Source organism: Arthrobacter sp. EpRS71, assembly GCF_001512285.1.
Taxonomy (GTDB): domain Bacteria; phylum Actinomycetota; class Actinomycetes; order Actinomycetales; family Micrococcaceae; genus Arthrobacter.
Genome location: NZ_LNUV01000003.1, coordinates 351,716 through 371,249, shown reverse-complemented (window position 1 = coordinate 371,249; position 19,534 = coordinate 351,716). Strand labels below are relative to the sequence as shown.

Sequence of the window (19,534 nt, the reverse complement as noted above, 5' to 3'; positions counted from 1 at the left end):
GGGTAACTCCATTTGTTCTACAGGGCCGCTGGGTGCGGTCCGCGGTGGTTTGCCCCGGAATCCGGACGAGGTTGTCCGGCGGGGTGCTGGGGGAAAGTTTGTTGTTACTACTGCGTTCTACTGCGGGAAAGTACACGGAGATACTGTCCGATACTTACCCTACCGGCCTTTGGCCGTGGATCTTTGTGCGAAAGCTCCCTTGGGCCAGGGCAAGGTGGCCACGATGATCGCGGCGAGTGTCAGCACCGTACCCAGCACCGTGGGCAAGGCGACCACCGCCCCGGGACTGGGGATCACGACGTCGAGCACCAACGAGCCCACCAACTGCCCGGCGATCATGCCCAAACCCGTGATCAGGACGCCGAGGCTGCGGACCAGCAGCGCCGCCAGTCCAATGAAGAGGCAGCCCATGGGGCCACCGAGGTAGTACCACCACTCAGCGGGCAGCGGATTACCCGGTCCCGCCACGGAGAGCTTGATGATCCACGCAATCCACAAAATGGCTGACCCTGCAATGAAGTTCACCAGCGTCGCAGCGACCGGCGTCCCATAATGCACAGTGGCGGTTCCGTTCATGGCCTGCTGGAAGCTCATGAAGAAGCCGGCGGCCAACGGCAGGAGGACGGGCACAACGAGCGAGGCGATGTCGGCGTCGCCGCCGAACCGCGGTGAAACTGCCCAGGCGACGGCGGCCACGGTCAGGACGCTGCCCAGGATCCGGACGCCAGTGATGGCACGTTTACCTCCCGGGCCGATTCCCATGCGGTCCACAAGCAAGCCACTGAGCGTTTGTCCGGTGACTGCCGCGACGGTGAACAGTGCAACACCCAGCAGTGCCACTGTGAATGACTGGGCAAAGACGAACAACGCGCCGATGGCACCGGCCATGACATAGAAGCGGGGAAAACTGCGGTTCCGGACAGCAGGAATGATCCGCTGCAGGCCGGCCCTGCCCCGGGGTGTGGCAAGGGAAATAGCACCGATGAGCAGGAGCCCTGTGGTGAAGCTCACCACGGATGCGGCGATGCCGTCGTCCAGTTTCGCGCCGAGAGCCCCGTTGATCCTTGCTTGAAGAGGGATGACCATGCCTGTTGCTACGGCAATAGGGAGGCCAATGACCAGCGGGAGGGTGGGACGGGGAGAAGGCTGCGGCACCGTCACCACACTACTTCAGGCATCATTGCTGTATGAGCAACCCCGAAATTGAAGAGATCCCCATCCGCGACGACATGATCCGCCTGGGCCAGCTGTTGAAGCTCGCCAACTTGGTGGAGGACGGCGTTGAAGCCACGGAGCTCATCAAGAACGGCTTGGTAAAGGTCAACAACGAAATTGATGACCGCCGCGGACGCCAGCTCCATGTGGGCGATACCGTCACCGTCAACGGCCAGACGGTCCGGATCACCGCCGCCTGACACAACGCGGGGTCACTTATGGCCCCCTGTGAGGCAATAAGGGTGCAGAAGTGACCCCGCGTTGCTTTTAAGGGGTGGTCAGGACCTTGTGGGTGAGGAACTCACCTACGTGTCCGATTTCCTGCTGGTTGATGCCGTGCCACATCCCCGTGTAGAGCACTTTGGTGAGGTCAACGTGCTTGCGGACCCACCCCATGGTGTATTCGATCTTGTCCTGGGTGATCACGGGGTCCTGCTGGTCACGGCCCCAGAACATCGGCAACGATCCGTCCAGTTCATGGTCCCGGAAGGCGGCGTCAGCGCCGGCGTCGATCACAAAGCCTGACAGCCCGACGACGGCGGCGAAGTCCGCGGGACGGTAGCGGAGCATGGTGGTGGCCATGGCCATACCCATGGAGAAGCCCAACAACGTCACTGACGAGTGGTTCCCTTTGACCGTGTCCAGCCATTCAAGGGCGTACTCGGCCGCTTGCTTCACGGCATCCAGTGAGTAGTCGATGGATGCTGTCAGGGGGAACCAGGTGAAGCCCGGCCCCATGGGCATCGGCGCGCGAAGGGCAGCCACAACAAAGCCTTCGGGAAGCAACCCGGCCAAGCTGAAGAGGTCGTCCTCGTTGGAGCCGTAGCCGTGCAGCAGGACCAGGAGGGGCTTGCCTGCGCGTTCGGCTTCGTCGTGGGACCACAGGACTACGGGGGCTGGAAATGAGGGTGCTTCAGTCATGGGTCCATTCTTGCAGTTACCCACAAGTAACAACCTACGGTGGCGTAGGGTCGACGTCACGGTGCAGGATATGAGCGTGAGTGAGAACAATCCTTTACTGAAGCCGGGCGAGCCCGCCCCCGAGCCCCTCGAGTCCATCCAGAAGCACCCATGGACCCGCTATGTGGCCTTGGGTGACTCCTTTACCGAGGGCATCGGCGACCCCGAACCCCGGAACCCCGGCGGTCACCGCGGGTGGGCGGACCGGGTCGCCGAGGAACTGGGCCGCGGCCAGGAGGACTTCGCCTACGCCAACCTCGCCATCCGGGGCAGGCTACTTCAGCAGATCATCGATGAACAAGTGGGCCCCTGCTTGGAACTGCAGCCGGACCTGGTGTCCATTTCAGCTGGCGGCAATGACCTCATCCGCCCGGGCGGCGATCCCGACCTGTTGGCCGAAAAGCTCGACGCCGCAGTAGCTGAGCTGAGCTCGGGCGGCGCTACCGTGGTGCTCTTCAATGGTCCGGACACTGCAGCATCGGTCTTGGGCCGGATCCGCGGCAAGGTTGCCATTTACAACGAGAACCTCCGGACGGTGGCCGCACGCCACGACGCCATCATCGCGGACATGTGGTCCTTGCGGCAGCTGACGGACCCCCAGATGTGGGATGCGGACCGCCTGCATTTCTCGCCGCTTGGCCACCACACCATCGCCATGATGGTGCTGGAAGCACTGAACGTCCACCACACGCTTGAGCCCCTGATGCCAAAGTCCCTGCCGCCCCGCACCTGGCGTGAGGCAAGGTCATCCGACCTCGTCTGGGCCCGCGAGTACTTTGTCCCGTGGGTGATCCGGCGGCTTCGGCACCAGTCATCCGGCGATGGCATCACACCAAAGCGTCCGACGCCGGCGCCCGTCTTCGGCTCTACCGGCACCCTCCTGCCGCGCCGCTGACGTGACGCCCGTTCCTGCACCTGGGGAGACCGTTCGGCGGACGCGGCTCCGGCGGCAACAGTTGCGGGCTCCCTACGCCGCAGGGCCCGGGGAAGTGGTCCGCAACCTGCTGGCCGTCCAATCACAGGAATTCCCCTATGCGCGGTGGACGCTCTCGCAAAGAAGCTCCCCCCATCCTTCATCCATGGTCACGGCCTCGGATGTTGAGCAGGCCGTAGCTGATGGAACAATACTGCGGACACACATCCTGCGCCCCACCTGGCACTTTGTGCACCGGGACGACCTCGGCTGGTTGATGGGATTGTCCGCAGATCGCCTCCACCAGGGCAACAAAGGCATGTATCGCCAAACAGGAATCGATGAGGACGCCGCTGCAAGGAGCGGCCGAATCCTGGCCGCGGCGGTGGCGGACGGAGAGCACAAGACACGTGAGGAACTGGCACAGGTCCTGGCAGAGGCGGGCTTCCCCAGCAAGGGCCTGGGCTTCATCTACCACCTGATGCATGCCGAAATCAGCCGCGTCCTGGTCAGCGGCTCCCCCGTCAGATCCTCAGGGGGTGCCCTGAAACAGACGTACGCCCTGTTCGAGGAACGCGTTCCCGGCTTCCTTGCCGCACCATTGGCCGGGGAGGATCGTGAACAGGCACTGGGGCAACTGGCGCTCCGGTACTTCAGCAGCCGGGGCCCCGCAACCGTGAAGGACTGTGCGGTGTGGTCCGGGCTGACCATGAAGGATGTGAAGCGTGGAATCCAGGTAGCCCAGGACATCTTTCCCGGCAGCTTGGGCGCCCTTGAACTTGATGGGCTTGAGTATTATCTGGCTGCGGAGGAAGTGGCCACGCTCGCCAGCGGGGACCACCCCTGGACGACTGAGGACCCTGCGCTCCCCCGCATTGACCTGATCCAGTGCTACGACGAGTACGTGATGGGCTACTCGCAGTCCCGGCACTTCCTGGGCGGAACGGCGCCATACTTCCCCGAAGACAACGGACCCATGCACGTGGTCCTGCTGGATGGAAGGTTGGCCGGATGGTGGCGTCACGGATTCTCCGGCGGGGCCTGCGAGCTGGACGTGCGCATGAACCAGCCTGCCACTGCGCAGGAGCAGGCCGCCCTGCGGGCCGAGGTGGATCGTTACGGCAGGTTCCTGGGCATGGACGTCACCCTGGTGTGACAGGACAGTGACGGACACGACAGTGCCGGACACGACGGTGCCGGACAGGACAGTGACGGACAGGACGATGCCAGACGGGGCAGTGCCACGTTCACACACCGGTCCCAGGTGGCGCGACTAAGCTGGGGTGAGACCTAGGAGGCCTGCACTGTGAACAATCTGATCTTCTGGATCATCGTCTGCTCGTGGCTGATTCCGCTCGGAATCCGCATGTACAACCGCTCCCGGGCGCGCCGGATCCACCACGGGGACTTCCGCGGCCCCGGCTACCCGCCGCAGAACCTGCCCGGCCCGGGGTACCCGCAGCAGGACTACCGGGGACAGGACTATCCCGGGCAAAATCACCCGGGACAGGGCTACCCTGGGCAAAATTACCCTTCGCAAAATTTCCCGTCCCGGAATTTCCCTTCGCAGGGCTCCCCCGGTCAGGGCTCCCCCGGTCAGGGCTATCCGGGTCAGGGTCACCCGGGCTATCCGGGTCAGGGTCACCCGGGCTATTCGGATCAGGGCCACCCGGGCTACCCGTCGGAGCCGGCCATCAACCGCCCAGTAGATGACGCACCGCAGTCCGGGCCGCCATCGAGCCCGTCATCCCCCAGCACGTTTCCCGCAACGAACGGTTCTGAGCCGCAGGGATACCGGGCGCGCAAGCTGGCTGAGCTGGACGCGAAGTTCAGCAACGGCGAGATTGCCATGGAGGATTACATGAGGCAGCGCGGCGACATCATGAACGGCTAAAGCCTAGGCAAAAAACGCGTCCCGGAGCTGCTCGGAGAGCTGGCCGATTTCGGTGAGGAAGCCATCATGTCCAATCGGCGCCTCAATGACGTGAACCGGCACGTCGCCGGGGAGCGCGGCAGCAAGTTCCTGTGACTGCGCCGGGAAGTAGAGCCTGTCGCTGTCCACGGCCGCCACAAAGAACTCAGCTGTAGCACCGGAAAGCGCCGTTTCCAACGAGCCGCGACCCCTGGTGACGTCGTGGGACATCAATGCTTCGGTGATGGCGATGTAGCTGTTCGCGTCAAAACGGCGCACCAGTTTGGTTCCTTGGTGGTCCAGGTAGCTTTCCACTTGGTATCGGCCGCGCTCGCCCAATACTGCGGCCAGCGGAGTCTCCTGGTGCTGGGCTTGACGGCCAAAGCGGACGTCCAGCTCCAACGCCGAGCGGTACGTGATGTGGGCGATGCGCCGGGCCAAGGCCAAACCGTGCTCGGGCGCGGTATCGCCGTAGTAGTCGCCGTTGTTGAAGTTCGGGTCCTGCCTGATGGCAAGGGTTTGGGCTTGGGCGAAGGCAATCTGCTCGGCAGTGCTGTAGGCGCCCACCGAAATGACGGCACAGCGTTTGACCCTGCCGGGGAAGGTCACAGCCCACTCGAGGGCACGTGCGCCGCCCATGGATCCGCCCAATACGGCGTGCCAGGCCTCGATTCCCAGGGCGTCGGCGAGGCGCGACTCAGCCTCTGTGCTGTCGCGCAGGGTGACCAGTGGAAAACGTGAGCCCCACGGGCGTCCGTCCGGAGCCTCTGATGATGGGCCGGTGCTGCCGTAACAGCCGCCCACGATGTTGATGGAGATGACGAAGAACTTGTTGGTATCGATGGTGGCACCCGGACCAACGAGTTGCTCCCACCATCCTTCCTCGTCCGTGGCTCCGCGGGCTACATGCGTACTGCCGGTGAGTGCGTGCTGGATGAGCACCGCGTTGGAGGCATCGGCGTTCAGCTGCCCCCAGGTCTCGTAAGCGAGGACGACGTCGGGCAGGAATCCACCGGCTTCAAGTTCCAGCGGACCGATGCCGGCATACTTGACGGTTCCGTCGTCTTCTCCGGATTTTGGAAGGGCTGTAGCAGTAATGGTCATTCCTTTGGCACCTTAACCTCGCGCTTGCCCGTCGCCTTGCGTGCGAACAGGCCAGGTCTTCACCCGGGGCACCCCACCGCGGAGGAGGGTTGCCGGCCAGCAAGCCGGGGCTGTGTGCTGGCACTCATGACCTAATACGACGAGTCTAGGAAACACAGGGGGGTTATGGCGAAGAATGTGACAACAGTGTGACGGTTTGAGGGCTCTTCGTTCACGAACCAGCACCCGGAACAGCCGCCCGGCGAATAATCGTCGGCCCGGGCGGCAGCCGGGTCAGTGCTTTGCGCGCGAGGCGTCAGGCGCCCTTGGCAGCCCGGAATCCGGCTTCGAGGTCCGCGATGATGTCATCCACGTGTTCGATGCCCACGGACAACCGGACCAGGCCGGGGTTGACGCCTGCAGCGAGCTGCTGTTCCACCGTCAGCTGGCTGTGCGTCGTCGACGCCGGGTGGATGACCAGCGAGCGGACGTCACCGATGTTGGCAACGTGCGAGTGCAGCTCCAGTCCGTCCACAAAACGCTTGCCGGCTTCCACTCCGCCCTTGATGTTGAAGGCAACTATTGCCCCAGTGCCCTTGGGTCCGTACTTCTGGCCCCGCTGGTACCAGGGGCTGGATGGCAGGCCCGCGTAGGCGACCGATTCGACGTCGTCGTGGGCTTCAAGCCATTCAGCCACCTTGGTGGCGTTGGCAACGTGACGTTCCACCCGCAGGCTCAGTGTCTCCAGTCCCTGGGCGATGAGGAAGGCGTTGAACGGCGATACAGCCGAGCCGAGATCGCGGAGCAACTGGACACGGGCCTTGAGGATGTAGGACAGGTTGGCGCCCAGAGCACCGTCCTTACCCAAATCCCGGGCGTAAACGAGCCCGTTGTAGCTGGGGTCCGGGGTATTGAACCCGGGGAAGCGTTCCGGATCCTTGCCGAAGTCGAAGTTGCCGGAATCCACAATCACACCTGCGATCGCGGACCCGTGGCCGCCCAGATACTTGGTTGCAGAGTGCACCACAATGTCCGCGCCCCACTCGATGGGACGGATGAGGTATGGCGTTGACAGGGTGTTGTCCACGATCAGGGGCACGCCGGCCTCGTGGGCGGTGCGTGCGATGCCCTCGATGTCCAGAACGTCCTGCCGTGGGTTGGAGACAACCTCGCCGAAGAACAACTTGGTGTTCGGCTGGACGGCGTCACGCCAATGGTCCAGGTTGTCCGGGTCCTCCACGAAGGTCACAGAGATGCCGAACTTCTTCAGGGTGTGTGCCAGCAGGTTGTAGGTGCCGCCGTAGAGGCTGGGGCTGGCCACCACGTGATCGCCCGCTTCGGCAATGTTCAGGATGGCAAAAGTCTCCGCTGCCTGCCCGGAGCTGAGCAGGAGGGCACCCAATCCGCCTTCAAGGCTCGCGACCCGCTGCTCCACGGCATCCTGCGTCGGGTTGCCGATGCGCGTGTAGATGGGAGCCAGTTCGGCCAGGGCAAAACGGTTGGCAGCGCTCTCGGCGCTGGGGAACACAAAAGACGTGGTCTGGTAGATCGGCAGGGAGCGCGCTCCGGTGGCGGAGTCAGGCTCCTGGCCTGCATGGATCTGGCGGGTTTCGAAAGACCATCCTTGGGACATGGAGTTCTCCTGTTCGTGGCGCATGGGATTGTTCGTGGCGCATGGGATTGGCAGGCAATGTGGTGCAGCTGAGCTGGGGCCAGTCTAGGAACTGTCCGGGAGCTTGGACAGCTTTATGACGCCGGTGGAATCAACAGGTCTCTTCGCGTCCTTCCATGACGCTCAGAGCGAAAGTTATACACATCCCACCTTAGTTAGGCTTGACTTAGCTGAGACCCCGATCACAAAGTGCCAAGATGAAGCCATGCGCATGGATCACGTCTCTTACGCCTGTGAACGAGATGGCCTTTTGGCCACTACCGAACGAATTTCCGCGGCATTGGGAGTGGACGCTGTCCGGGGCGGAGTGCACCCGCGCTTCGGCACCCGGAACATGATCATTCCCCTTGCGGATAACAAGTACTTGGAAGTGGTGGAGGTCCTGGACCACCCCGCTTCGGACAAAGCACCCTTTGGCCAAGCCGTCCGTGCACGCTCGGCTGCCGGTGGCGGTTGGATGGGCTGGTGCGTGGCCGTTGATGACCTCGCCCCGTTCGAGGACCGCCTTGGCCGCTCAGCTGTTCCGGGCAACCGCAAGTTCCCCGATGGCCGCGAACTGGTATGGCAGCAGATTGGCATCCTCGGCCTGATCGCCGATCCCCAGGTGCCATACCTGCTCAAGTGGGAGGGCGACCCCTCACTGCACCCGTCCAGGATCTACGAGAGCGACGTCAAGATGTCCAGCCTCACCATTGCGGGCTCGGCTGAACGCGTTACCGAGTGGTTGGGTGAGCCGGTGGAAAAGCCGCTTGAGGATGTAGCCGTCCAGTGGATGGCCCCGCACGGAACTCCCGGCATCATGGCGGTAACCTTCGAAACCGCCTCCGGAGCCGTCACCATCTAAGGGCTCCATCCAACCCCGGTCAACCATGTCCGGGCCAATCTTCGGCCGCCATCAGCGGGTGCCAATGACGTCACCCACCGATGGCGGCCGAATACTTTTTAACAGCCCGCTTTTCCGGCCGCTATCCCAAGCAGCTGTGCGGCCCGTTAGCCGAGACCTATCGCCTTTCCGAACAGGCTGAATCCTACGAAGGCCACGATGTCCAGCACTGCGTGGGCAATCACCAGTGGCATCACCCGCTTGGTCTTGGTGTAGATCCATGCAAACACCAGGCCCATGACCACATTCCCTATGAACGGGCCGAAGCCCTGGTACAGGTGGTAGCTTCCCCTCAAGAGGGCGCTGACCACAATGGCTGCCGGCACGCTCCACCCGAACTTGCCGAAGCGGTCCATGAGGTAGCCCACCACGATCACTTCTTCGACGATTGCGTGGCGCATGGCTGAGAGGATCAGCACCGGCACAGTCCACCAGTAAGCGTCCAGTCCGCTGGGCACAATCGCCGTGGTGATGCCCAAGGCCCGGCCCGCGGCGTACAGGCCCAGGGAGGGGATGCCAATCGCAGCGGCCAAACCAACGCCTTGAAGAAGGTCCTTGCCGGGCCGGGCAAAGTTGAAGCCCAGCCGCGCAAATGCCGAACCGCTGCCCTCCTTGGCGCCGGGCACGTGGGTGCTTAGGAAGTAGAACACCAAGGCCACAGGCACCAAGGCGAACACGATGTCCAGAAGCTGATAGGTGAGGTCAAAGTATTCGCGGGTGCTTTGGGACCTGTTCAACGTCGACGTAGCGTCGGCCAACGGTGCCCGCGACATTTTGTCCAGCAACTGCACTACGGAGTAGACGGCCGACTGGCCCAGGGACAAGCCCAGCACAATGAGCACTTCGGCTCGCAGCCGTCTGCGGGAAGCAAGGAACATGTACCTATCTTGCCCTCACAACCTGCCACTTTGCCGGGAACCGCGCACCTTGCCGGACCACGCGTGGCAGCCGCCCTATGCTTGGTGGGATGGGCGCCCCTGAGAGAATCTTCATGATCCGGCATGGACAGTCTGCCGCAAATGCCGACACCACCATCTACAACCGCGTGCCGGACTACCGGATCCCACTGACGGACCGTGGCGTGGAACAGGCGAGGGTTGCCGGGGAGAAGCTACGACGCAAGCTCGATGGAGAGCAGGTCTGCGTTTATGTCTCCCCCTATCTGCGCGCCTACCAGACCCTGGAGGCCATGAATCTCGGTTCCCTGATTGAGCGCGTGATTGAGGAACCCAGGCTTCGTGAACAGGATTGGGCCAACTTCCAGATCGCCGGGGAGATCGAGGACCAGAAAGAACTGCGCAACCTCTACGGGCACTTCTTCTACCGGTTCCGCGAGGGCGAGTCCGGCTCGGACGTGTACGACCGCGTGTCGTCCTTCATGGAGACGCTCTATCGGCACTGGCAGAAGCCCAGCTATGCACCCAACGCGCTGCTGGTGACCCACGGGCTGACCATGCGCCTGTTCTGCATGCGCTGGTTCCACTGGACTGTTGAGTACTTCGAGTCCCTCAACAACCCGGACAACGCCGAACTGCGGACACTGATCAGGAACGACGGCGATCAGTACAGTCTGGACTTACCGTTCAGCCAGTGGGTGCCCAGGGAAGTGGACGATTCGGTGCTTCACGCACCGAGGATGCGGTTCTAGCCGGCCAACGATCCAGCCGGCCAACGCTCCAGCCGGCAGACCTTAGCTGGCGGGCGCGACGATGACTTCGGTGCCCTTGGCTTCGAAAGCCGCCCTGTCCTCCGCGCTGATGCCGGAGTCCGTGATGAGGTGCCTGAAATCGTAGCCTGCCATCGCTGCGAAGGAGCGGCGGCCCACCTTGGAGGAGTCGGCCACCACATAGGACTCCGTGGCCCGGCGTGCCATCACGGTATTGACCATCGCTTCGCCCTCATCGGTGATGGTGGGGCCAAGATCGGGATCCACCCCGTTGACGCCAATGAACGCTATGTCCAAAGCGACCTTCTGCATGATGACGTCCGTGTAGGGACCCACCAGCTCATAGGAGCGCGGGTTCAGGATGCCACCGGTGACCATGATCTTGATGTTCGGCCGGACCGCCAGCTGCGAGGCGATGTTGATTGCATTGGTGACCACGGTCAGCGTGGGCGTGTGGGACGGCGCGTTGAGGTCCTCGCGGGTGGACAGCAACTGAGCCAAGGCGGTGTTGGTTGTTCCACCGCTGAGCCCGATCACAGCACCGGGACGAATCAGCGCAGACGCCGCCAGGGCGATTTCCTGCTTGGCCACGGCGTGGTCGTCCCTGTTGTAGCGGCCGGGGAGGTCGTAGGCCACTGATCCAGTGGTGGCGCCGCCGCGCGTGCGGCTCAGCAACCGCTGCTTGGCCAGGCTGTCAAGATCCCTGCGGGCCGTGGCAGGTGACACGCCGAGGCGGGTCACGATGTCCTCGACCTCCACATGGCCCGACTCGGCCAGGAGGTCGAGTATGGCGGTCAGCCGATCGGTGCGGGTCATGACGAGCCTTTCGCGGGTTCGGCGCTAGTTCGCTTTAGCGAACAGCGTCAGCATACGTGCGGACTCCAGCACAAGGGCATCCCGGCCGGCCTTGATGTACTTCCGGGAATCCACCACGGCAGGGTTGGCATCGAGGTACTCACGGACGGCGCGGGTAAAGAACCCGTTCAAATGTGTGGATACGTTGATCTTAGTCATACCCGCGCGGATAGCGCCTATGAGCATGTCATCTGACACACCGGATGAGCCGTGGAGGACCAGTGGTTTTCCCACCGCGGTCTTCAGCCTGGTAATGAGATGGAGGTCCAGGGCCGCGCTGCGTTCGGTCATGGCATGGGATGAGCCAACCGCTACGGCAAGCGCGTCCACGCCTGTTGCCTCAACGAATGCCTGGGCCTCGGCAGGGTCCGTTCTGACGCCGGGAGCGTGGGCTCCGTCCTTGCCACCCACTTTGCCGAGTTCGGCCTCCACGTAAACCCCGCGCTCGTGGGCGTAGGTGGCCACGCGCTGGGTGACTTCGACGTTCCATTCGTACGGAAGATGCGCGCCGTCGTACATGACCGAACCGAATCCGAGGTCCACGGCAGCGAGTGCGAGGTCTTCGGATTCCGCGTGGTCCAAGTGGAGGGCAACGGGGACGGTGGCTGAGCGGGCTATTGCCAGGGCAGCCGACGCGATCGGTTCGAGTCCACCGTGGTACTTGGCGCAGTTCTCGGAAATTTGCAGAATCAGCGGAACACCTGCGGCTTCCGCCCCAGCCACCAGGCCCTCGGCCGTTTCGATGTGGATGATGTTGAACGCGCCTTGGCCTATGCCCGTAGCAGCGGCCCTGTCCATGAGTTCGCGTGTGTTGACCAGAGTCACCGGGTCTCCTTCCATGTGACGATCAATTGCTCTTGAAGTTCCTGGTACCGCGGCGAGATCTCCCCTGCGGCGGGCATCAGCACGGCCGCGGCGGACCACGCGGTGGCCCGGCGAAGAATCTCGCGGGGCTCGGTAATGCCTTCGGCGAGTGCGACGGCGGCCGCCGCCACTCCGGCGTCGCCCGCTCCTGTGGGGTTGCCGCTGAGCGACTCAGGCAAGCGGGCACTCCAGTACCCTCCCGGGGCGGCGTGGTCGAAGGCGAGCATTCCGTCCGCGCCGGCGCTGACGAGAACGGTCCGGGCGCCCATCTCAATCAAAGAGAGGGCCGCAGCTTCAAGGCTGGACTCCCCCGTGGCCTCCGCGAGCTCGTGATGGTTCGGCTTAAGGATGTCGGCCCCGGCTTTTGCTGCGGCGATGATTCCGGGACCGGAGGTATCGATGATGGCCGGGATGCCGGCGTCGTGGGCCAAACGGACCAGTTCCGGGTAGAAGTCCGCGGGAGCGCCTGGCGGCAGGCTTCCCGAACCCACCAGGACGGAGGCCGGGAGGTTGCGGTTTCCGCTCACGGCCTCAACCACAGCGATCCTGAGCGAGCGCCAATCGTCCGGCAGGAGGGCTTGGCCTTCCTCGTTGAAGATGGACGTTTCCCCCGCGACGGTATCCACCAGCGCGATGCTGCGGCGGGTCTCGGCGGCGACGCCCACCAAGGTGTGCGGCACCCCGCTGGTCCGGAGTTCAGCAGCAAGCGTTTGCCCCGCCGCGCCGCCGGTAGGGGCAATGGCGAGGACGGGGTAGCCGAGCTGGTGCGTGACCCGGGCTACGTTGATGCCCTTGCCACCGGCACGACTCAACGGCGTGGGCACCCGGTGGCTTGAGCCCTCGGTGATCCCCTGAACGGTGTACGTCATGTCGATCGCCGGATTGGGAGTGACGGTGATGATGCGGTTCACGTTGGCTCGCTTCATCGTGCGCCTTCCAGGAGTGCCCGGGCGTTCAGGGCCGCGCCCAGCAGGCCGGCGTCCTGTCCCAGCTGGGCACGGATGAGTTGGGGTTTGCGTTGGAAGTCCAAAATTCCTTCAACGCGTTGACGCAGCGGCCCAAGCAGCTCCTCCCCGGCTTCTGCGAGGCCTCCGCCGATCACCACGGCTTCGGTTCCGATGATGTTGACGCATTGGCAGATGGTAAACGCAAGTGCGTCCACGGCTTCAGCCCAGATTCGGGCGGCGAGCGCATCGCCGGCTTTGGCCCTGAGGAGGACATCGCGGGCGCCGTTCACGGTGTTTCCTGACGCACGGTGATACCGCTTGGCAATGGCACCGGCTGAGCCCACTGCTTCCAGGATGGTGGAGGCTGTGGCGCCGGGTCCGGCGTCGGGATCCGGAACCTGCGCGTGGCCGAGTTCACCGGCGAAACCACCGGCGGTGACTGCTTTGCCGCCGGAGAACACAGCTGCAGCTATGCCGGTACCCACCACCATGACCACAACATCGTTGAACTCTTTGGACCCGCCAAAGCTGTGTTCCACGGCCGCAGCGGAACGGACATCGTGATCGAACGCAACAGGGACGCCCAGCCGCTTTTCGGCCTCAGCGGTGAAGGGGAAGTTACGCCATCCGAGATTGGCGGAGTAGACGCCCACTCCGGCCGCGGAATCCACGATCCCGGGGACGATGATGCCGGCAGCCCGGGCGGGCGAGTCCGGGAACTCGGAAGCCAGCTCGGCAGCGAGTTCAGCAAGCCTGTCCAGGACCGCTTCGCCCGGGTAGACCGGGGCCAAGGGCGTGGGGACGCGGCGCATGCCCAGCACGGTTCCGCAGGCGTCCACCAAACCAGCCTTGATGTCTGTCCCGCCAACGTCGAAGGAAAGGACCGCTGATTCCGCGGCTCCGAGAACCATGACCGGCTGCCTAGGCGGAGGCGTCGAGAATAACGGAGCGCGTCAGGTTGCGGGGCAGGTCAGGATTCAGCCCACGAACGCGTGCACGCTCCAGCGTGACTTTGTGGACGCGTGCCAGTTCGGCCAGGGGGTGCTTGTCTGTGTGGATGTACAGGGCGCCGGTGATGGTCATGTCGTTGTCCAGGCCTTCAGGCTGGGTTCCGAACAACCAGGTAACGCGGCCGGGGGCTGCGATGGAAATGGGGCCGTGGCGGTATTCCATGGCGGGGTAGGACTCAGTCCAGCCCTGTACTGCCTCGCGCATTTTCAGGCCAGCCTCGTGAGCGAGGCCAACTGTCCAGCCAGTGCCAAGGAAGGTGAACTGCTCTGCGTCCAACAGCTCCTGGGAGACCGGGGCGCTGACGGCGTCGCGGGCGTCCTCGATGGCCTGCTGCACATTGATTCCGAGGCTGCTGAGCAGGTAGACCAGAGCTGTGGTGGCGAACCGGGTCTGAACCACTGAGCGCTCATCGGCGTACTGCAGTCCAATCACGGCGTCTGCGAGGTCGATGATCGGGGATGTGGTGTCGCCAATAATGGCAACGGTGGGGACGATTCCCTTCAACTCAGCCAGGATCTCAAGTACCTCAGTGGTGGTACCTGAACGGGTGATGGCCACAACGGCGTCGTACTGGCGATCTGCACTGTTGCTGTTCAGGAAAGCCTCGGAAGCGGCGAACGCATCCGTGACCCCTTTGCCGGCGGATTCGCGGGCAGCGGCGTAGCTCTGCGCCATGAACCAGGAGGTGCCGCAGCCGATGACGGCGATGCGCGTTCCGTCAGCGGGGAGCAACTGCTCCGCAGCTGCCTGGTCCACGGCCTTCTGCCATACCTCGGGCTGGGAAACCAGCTCTTCCTCCATGAAGGCGCCCAGTGTGTTCTCGCTCATCGTGTGTACCGCTCCCGCTCAGCCTAATGACGTTTTCTGATCTATAGAAACACTAAACGATCATTTTCGATCTCACAAGGATCATCCATCCGGATGTCCGCGCATTAACTGCATAGCTGGTGATTGATCCTCCGATCAGGGAAAACGTGTGCCAGGATGTGCAATTAAGTTAACTGGCTGTTAACTCTTGTCAACTTCTGTCCGATGCACCAGTCTTAGACAAGTCCGCAAGAACATGACTGTTACACGCTCGGAAAAATCAAGAAGGAGCATCATGCCCCGCTTGTCATCCCCCAGACGTTTCGCCTCACTGAGTTTGGCCTGCGTCGTCGCCTCATCCTCCTTGGGACTGCTGGCACTACCGCCCGCCGCCGCAGCCCCATCCACCCACCATCCACCCACCCCACAGATATCGTCAGCACCGCCGACACCACTGCCATCACCTCCGGCCAGCTCACGGTGGACATCTCCACCACCTTCCCGCAGGTCCTCGGCTACACCCACACCGCTTCCAAGGCCCGACTGGATGGCACGGTGACCCGGCTCAACACCGTCACCATCAACGGTGTGGAATACGCGGCCACCGGGACATCCACCGCCTCCGGAAAGGATGCAAGGGACTACGTCCTGAGCATCCCCGAATTCGGCAATACTGTGATCAAGGCCCGCCTGTCCGTGAAGAAGAACGTGGTGTCCTTCAACGTCACAGAGATCAAGGACTCCGCCGAACACCAGGTGAAAACCCTGCAACTCCCCCGGCTGAACCTGGTGACAGTGGGCTCCACGCAGCCTGGAGCCCAGGTATCCACCGCCAACCTGTCCGTGGACCGAAGCATCACGGGCGACGAGTTCACGCCGATCACGCCTTCGACTCCCCTGGATGCGTCCGCCAAGAGCTCCGCCTACGCGCTGGCCAATACCGCCACCCTGGGTGCTGCCTTCGAATCCAACGCCCTCTATGACACGTCCTCCGGGCCTGGCTCGAAGGATCGCGGCCGCTTTTGGCGCCAAGCCGTCAGTGACGGGGCAGGCGGAGTGTCCATGGGTGTGGCCAGCGGCCAGTGGCTCTACCGCGCAGAGGGTTCGGCCACCACCGAGGAACTCCCGTGGACACGGGTGGTCATCACCTCCGATGCAAATGCCGACGGCGGTGTGGACTGGCAGGACGCGGCAATCGCCATGAGGTCCATCCAGGTCAGCCCCAACAAGGGTGAGCAGACCCCGGATAACGTGATCACACACATCCCGTTCAACTTCGCCTCGCAGGCAACCCACCCGTTCCTCCGCACCCTGGATGACGTCAAACGCATCTCCCTGGCAACGGACGGACTGGGCCAGGTTGCCATGCTCAAGGGCTACACCAGCGAGGGCCACGACTCCGCCAACACGGACTACGGCAACAACTTCAACAGCCGGGCAGGTGGCGTGGAAGACCTCAACAAGCTGGTCAAGGAAGGCAAAGACTGGAATGCCAGCTTCGGTGTCCACATCAACGCCACGGAGATCTACCCTGAGGCCAAGTCCTTCAGCGAAGACCTGTTGCGTGCTGACAAGGGCTTGGGCTGGAACTGGTTGGACCAGTCCTACTACATGAACCAGCGTGAGGACATTAATTCCGGGAAGCTCGCCCAGCGCATCAAGGAACTCCGCGAAGCCACGGACAAGAACCTGGACTTCGTGTACGTGGACGTCTATTACGAATTTGGCTGGCTGGCCGAACGCCTGCAGCAGGAACTTGTCAAGAACGGCTTCCGTGTGGGCTCCGAATGGGCAGACCACCTCTCCCGGAACAACACCTGGTCCCACTGGGCAAACGATGAAAAGTACGGTGGATCCACCAACAAGGGCATCAACTCCCAGATCCTGCGCTTCATCAACAACACCCAGTCGGACGTCTGGAACCCCGACCCCAAGCTCGGCGTGAGCCACATCGTGGAGTTCGAAGGCTGGACCGGGCAGAACGACTTCAATGCCTTCAGCGAAAACGTGTGGACGGCCAACGTGCCTGCCAAGTTCCTCCAGCACCACCAGATCACCAAGTGGACGGCTGACCGCATCGACCTCGCCGACGGTGTAGCTGTCACCGGAAACACCGCCGAGGAACGCAACATCACGGTGGCCGGGGCTTCCGTATTGCAGGGCGGCACGTACCTGCTGCCCTGGTCCTCCAAGGAAAACGGGAAGGCCGACAAGCTCTACCACTACAACCCTGCCGGTGGCGCCAGCACCTGGACCCTCACCACAGAGTTCGCCACGTCAGGCTCCCTTGAACTCTTCAAGCTGACCGACAACGGCCGCGTGAAGGTCGCCGATGTGCCCGTTGTCAACGGACAAGTCACCGTCACGGCCGACGCCAAACAGCCCTACGTCCTGGCTCCGAAGAACAACAAGGCTGAACTGCCCCAGAAGGCCGGGTTCGGCGAAGGAACGGCCTTCAACGATCCCGGCTTCAACGGAGCAGACCTCTCACCGTGGACCCCCACGGGCACCGTCACCCAGGTCCGCGACGACAAAGGCCGCCGCTACGCCGAAATGGGGGCAACGCCGTCGTCGATCAGCCAGGACGTGAAGCTGGACGCCGGAACCCAGTCCGTCAGCGCCTGGGTGGAAATCCAGCCCGGCAAGACCCGGCCCACCACGCTCTCCGTAGACGTCAACGGCAAGACCGAAAGCGTCACCATCGACTCGTCCAACGCCGAAAACTTCGTAGCTGGCGATGAGAAGCACGGCACAGCCTTCCAGCGCATCCGCGTCCTGGTGGACGTCCCACGGAACAACACCAAGGCGACAATTTCCGTGAAAGCGGCCGACGGCGATGCCACAGTACGCGTGGATGACTTCCGGGCGGTGAAGACCGCCCGGGTCACCACCACCGGTGTGCTCAGCGAGGACTTCGAAAACGTGGACCAAGGCTGGGGACCATTCGTGAAGGGCGACGCCGGTGGATCCACGGATCCGCGCACCCACATCACCGAACGCCACGAGCCCTTCACACAAAAGGGCTGGGACACCAACGTGATCGACGAAGTGCTGAACGGCACATGGTCGCTGATCGCCCACGACGAAAACCTTGCCCCCAATGGCGGACCCGGCATGGTGTACCGCACCACCGAGGCAACCGTGCCGTTCCAGGCAGGCCGCAAGTACAAGGTGTCCTTCGACTACCAGAACTCCAAAGCCGGACAGTACTCCTGGGTGTCCGGTTATGACTCGCAGGCAGGCCCCGCGGTGACGGCCAGCCAGCCCATCGACGCCAAGACGTCCACCACGCGGTTCGAGCAGATCCTCGATACCGGCTTCTGCGGGGACTACTTCGTGGGATTGCAGCGCACGGGAAGCTCGAACGGTTCAGATTTCACCTTGGACAACTTCCTGGTGGAAGATCTTGGCGCCTCCGAAGCCGTCCCGGCATGTGCGCAACTCTCGGCTGCGCTCCAGGGCGACGTGGTTCAGCAGGGCAAAGCGCAGGACTTCGTCACCACGTTCGTGTCCGACGAACCGGCAGCCATCAGCGACCTCGCCGTCACCCTTGCACTGCCTGAAGGGTGGACAGCCACCCCGTCCACGCCCGCCACTGCTGCAACCCTCCCGGCCGGCGGAACGCTCACCACCACGTGGAAGATCACGGCGCCGGCGTCAGCAGACGGCGACTACCCCATCACAGCCAAAGCCAGCTACACCGTCGCTGCTTCAGGCGCCGATCCCGCGGGCAGCCGCACCATCAACACCACCACCATTGTGCGGACTCTGCCCAAGCCGCCGCAGGCCACCGTGTTCGCCAGCGACCACCCCTGGGTCAGCGCCACCAACGGCTGGGGTCCTGTTGAGAAGGACCAGTCCAACGGCGGAACCGGGGCCGGCGATGGCACGCCACTCACACTGAACGGCACGGTCTACGCCAAGGGCCTGGGAGCCCACGCCAACGGCAACGTCCGGTACTACCTCGGCGGCTACTGCACTGCCTTCACCGCAACGGTAGGCATCGATGACGCCCAGCCAACGCGGGGAAGCGTGAAATTCTCCGTGGTAGCGGACGGCACCACCAAGGTCACCACCCCGGTCTTGGGCGCCACCAGCGCTCCCCTGCCGCTCACCGTGGACGTCACCGGCGCCCAGTATGTGGAGCTGGTAGCCAACGACGCCGGCGACTCCAATGGCAACGACCACGCAGACTGGGCCGATGCCAAGTTCACCTGTTCCTCCACGTCGCAGGAACCGCCGGCACCCGTGCTGACAGGAACAGTGTTCGCCTCCGACCTCCCCTGGATCGGCAGCACCAATGGCTGGGGGCCAGCGGAACGTGACCGGGCCAATGGTGAGCAGAACGCCGGCGACGGACCCGCATTGCGGCTTGACGGCGTCGTGTATCCGAAAGGGATCGGCGTCCACGCCGACTCAAAGATCAGCATCGCCACCGAGGCCAAATGCAACGCCTTCACCGCCACGGTAGGAGTGGACGACGCCAAACTGAACAAGGGCCTGCACGGATCGGTGGTGTTTATCGTCAGGGGTGATGGGCGCGAACTCCACCGCACCCCCGTCCTCAGCGCCGACTCCGTGGCACTCCCCCTCACCGTGGACATCACAGGTGTCCAGAACGTCGAGCTGATCGCCGACAAGAACGGTGACGACGCCGGCGACGACTGGGGTGATTGGGCGGACGCGAAGTTCAGCTGCGCCTAGTCACAACGCGGGGTCACTTATGGCCCTTCCGGAGTCCCGGAA

At 63.4% G+C, this 19,534-nt stretch carries 17 protein-coding genes and 1 riboswitch; of the genes, 7 read left to right on the top strand and 10 right to left on the bottom strand.

All coding sequences use genetic code 11. The annotated features are described in order from the left end of the window. Window positions 1–159 precede the first annotated feature (159 nt). A complete protein-coding gene (locus tag AR689_RS04475) occupies window positions 160–1,164 on the bottom strand; it encodes a DMT family transporter (RefSeq protein ID WP_062067371.1) in 1,005 nt (334 codons plus the stop codon). 23 nt (window positions 1,165–1,187) lie between these two features. On the opposite strand from AR689_RS04475, the gene AR689_RS04470 reads away from it, so the two are divergent. Further along, window positions 1,188–1,415, top strand: a complete 228-nt coding sequence (locus AR689_RS04470) for an RNA-binding S4 domain-containing protein (RefSeq protein WP_062067368.1) — start codon at window positions 1,188–1,190, stop codon at window positions 1,413–1,415. 67 nt (window positions 1,416–1,482) lie between these two features. Here AR689_RS04470 and AR689_RS04465 read toward each other — a convergent pair whose 3' ends face one another. Continuing rightward, window positions 1,483–2,136 (bottom strand): alpha/beta hydrolase, encoded by a 654-nt coding sequence (locus AR689_RS04465; protein ID WP_062067365.1) that lies wholly within the window; start codon window positions 2,134–2,136, stop codon window positions 1,483–1,485. Between the two features lie 70 nt (window positions 2,137–2,206). Between AR689_RS04465 and AR689_RS04460 the strand changes: the two genes are divergently transcribed. From AR689_RS04460 to AR689_RS04450, 3 genes are all read left to right on the top strand, one after another. Further along, on the top strand, window positions 2,207–3,070 hold the full coding sequence (locus AR689_RS04460; RefSeq protein ID WP_231745435.1) for an SGNH/GDSL hydrolase family protein: 864 nt from the start codon (window positions 2,207–2,209) through the stop codon (window positions 3,068–3,070). Between the two features lie 61 nt (window positions 3,071–3,131). Further along, the gene (locus AR689_RS04455; protein WP_502686006.1) at window positions 3,132–4,244 is read left to right on the top strand and encodes a winged helix DNA-binding domain-containing protein; all 1,113 of its coding nucleotides are present in this window, start codon (window positions 3,132–3,134) and stop codon (window positions 4,242–4,244) included. A gap of 150 nt (window positions 4,245–4,394) precedes the next feature. Further along, window positions 4,395–4,982: a hypothetical protein gene (locus AR689_RS04450; protein WP_062067359.1), complete on the top strand. Its 588-nt coding sequence runs from the start codon at window positions 4,395–4,397 to the stop codon at window positions 4,980–4,982. A 3-nt stretch (window positions 4,983–4,985) separates the two neighbouring features. Here AR689_RS04450 and metX read toward each other — a convergent pair whose 3' ends face one another. Continuing rightward, a complete protein-coding gene (gene metX / locus AR689_RS04445) occupies window positions 4,986–6,104 on the bottom strand; it encodes a homoserine O-acetyltransferase MetX (protein WP_062067357.1) in 1,119 nt (372 codons plus the stop codon). Between the two features lie 15 nt (window positions 6,105–6,119). Continuing rightward, a riboswitch (SAM riboswitch) is annotated at window positions 6,120–6,236 on the bottom strand. A gap of 163 nt (window positions 6,237–6,399) precedes the next feature. After that, a complete protein-coding gene (locus AR689_RS04440; RefSeq protein ID WP_286158870.1) occupies window positions 6,400–7,740 on the bottom strand; it encodes a bifunctional o-acetylhomoserine/o-acetylserine sulfhydrylase in 1,341 nt (446 codons plus the stop codon). Window positions 7,741–7,960: 220 nt separating this feature from the next. On the opposite strand from AR689_RS04440, the gene AR689_RS04435 reads away from it, so the two are divergent. Then, window positions 7,961–8,599: a VOC family protein gene (locus AR689_RS04435; protein WP_062067351.1), complete on the top strand. Its 639-nt coding sequence runs from the start codon at window positions 7,961–7,963 to the stop codon at window positions 8,597–8,599. 146 nt (window positions 8,600–8,745) lie between these two features. On the opposite strand, the gene AR689_RS04430 is transcribed toward AR689_RS04435, so the two are convergent. Beyond that, window positions 8,746–9,516: a CPBP family intramembrane glutamic endopeptidase gene (locus AR689_RS04430; protein WP_062067349.1), complete on the bottom strand. Its 771-nt coding sequence runs from the start codon at window positions 9,514–9,516 to the stop codon at window positions 8,746–8,748. 113 nt (window positions 9,517–9,629) lie between these two features. On the opposite strand from AR689_RS04430, the gene AR689_RS04425 reads away from it, so the two are divergent. After that, a complete protein-coding gene (locus AR689_RS04425) occupies window positions 9,630–10,286 on the top strand; it encodes a histidine phosphatase family protein (RefSeq protein ID WP_062067346.1) in 657 nt (218 codons plus the stop codon). 42 nt (window positions 10,287–10,328) lie between these two features. Here the strand turns inward: AR689_RS04425 and AR689_RS04420 are convergent, their stop codons facing one another. The 5 genes from AR689_RS04420 to AR689_RS04400 are packed head-to-tail and all read right to left on the bottom strand — an operon-like array spanning window position 10,329 to window position 14,809. After that, a complete protein-coding gene (locus AR689_RS04420; protein ID WP_062067343.1) occupies window positions 10,329–11,120 on the bottom strand; it encodes a DeoR/GlpR family DNA-binding transcription regulator in 792 nt (263 codons plus the stop codon). 24 nt (window positions 11,121–11,144) lie between these two features. Next, the gene (locus AR689_RS04415) at window positions 11,145–11,999 is read right to left on the bottom strand and encodes a class II fructose-bisphosphate aldolase (protein ID WP_062067341.1); all 855 of its coding nucleotides are present in this window, start codon (window positions 11,997–11,999) and stop codon (window positions 11,145–11,147) included. Beyond that, window positions 11,981–12,949: a 1-phosphofructokinase family hexose kinase gene (locus AR689_RS04410; protein ID WP_062067340.1), complete on the bottom strand. Its 969-nt coding sequence runs from the start codon at window positions 12,947–12,949 to the stop codon at window positions 11,981–11,983. The genes AR689_RS04415 and AR689_RS04410 overlap by 19 nt, the downstream gene beginning before the upstream one ends. Beyond that, entirely contained in the window at window positions 12,946–13,881 is a 936-nt protein-coding gene (locus AR689_RS04405) for an ROK family protein (protein WP_062067339.1), read from the bottom strand. The genes AR689_RS04410 and AR689_RS04405 overlap by 4 nt, the downstream gene beginning before the upstream one ends. Before the next feature lie 10 nt (window positions 13,882–13,891). Further along, a complete protein-coding gene (locus AR689_RS04400; protein ID WP_062067338.1) occupies window positions 13,892–14,809 on the bottom strand; it encodes an SIS domain-containing protein in 918 nt (305 codons plus the stop codon). Between the two features lie 459 nt (window positions 14,810–15,268). On the opposite strand from AR689_RS04400, the gene AR689_RS04395 reads away from it, so the two are divergent. Then, window positions 15,269–19,492 carry an endo-alpha-N-acetylgalactosaminidase family protein gene (locus AR689_RS04395; RefSeq protein WP_231745434.1) on the top strand — a complete coding sequence of 1,408 codons (4,224 nt, stop codon included), beginning with the start codon at window positions 15,269–15,271 and terminating at the stop codon, window positions 19,490–19,492. The last annotated feature ends 42 nt before the right edge of the window (window positions 19,493–19,534 follow it).